This is a genomic window from Mesobacillus maritimus (genome assembly GCF_019749255.1).
In the GTDB taxonomy this organism is placed as follows: domain Bacteria; phylum Bacillota; class Bacilli; order Bacillales; family Cytobacillaceae; genus Mesobacillus_B; species Mesobacillus_B maritimus_A.
The window spans coordinates 1-684 of sequence record NZ_JACWFH010000004.1; the positions used below are offsets into that span (position 1 = coordinate 1).

1 rRNA gene (only partly in view) is annotated in these 684 nt (G+C 48.0%); it reads left to right on the forward strand.

Going from position 1 to position 684, the window contains the following annotated elements:
• Positions 1 to 97: 97 nt before the first annotated feature.
• A 23S ribosomal RNA gene (locus H0185_RS01545) occupies positions 98 to 684 on the forward strand (it continues 2,273 nt past the right edge of the window).

Here is a 684-nt window from a genome sequence, read left to right on the forward strand (position 1 = left end):
ATAATCGTAAGTAAGAAGGCAAAAGTAAAACACACATTTGTATCGCTTTTTTCTCTCTTTTATTAAAAAGAGAAACCAAAGACTTTATTGTCTTATAGGTTAAGTTAGAAAGGGCGCACGGTGGATGCCTTGGCACTAGGAGCCGATGAAGGACGGGACTAACACCGATATGCTTCGGGGAGCTGTAAGTAAGCTTTGATCCGGAGATTTCCGAATGGGGAAACCCACTGTTCGTAATGGAACAGTATCTTTACCTGAATACATAGGGTATTGAAGGCAGACCCGGGGAACTGAAACATCTAAGTACCCGGAGGAAGAGAAAGCAAATGCGATTCCCTGAGTAGCGGCGAGCGAAACGGGATTAGCCCAAACCAGAAGGCTTGCCTTCTGGGGTTGTAGGACACTCAACATGGAGTTACAAAGGAACGGGGTAGATGAAGTGGTCTGGAAAGGCCCGTCAAAGAAGGTAAAAACCCTGTAGTTGAAACTTCGTTCCCTCCTGAGTGGATCCTGAGTACGGCGGGACACGTGAAATCCCGTCGGAAGCTGGGAGGACCATCTCCCAAGGCTAAATACTCCCTAGTGACCGATAGTGAACCAGTACCGTGAGGGAAAGGTGAAAAGCACCCCGGAAGGGGAGTGAAAGAGATCCTGAAACCGTGTGCCTACAAGTAGTTAGAGCCC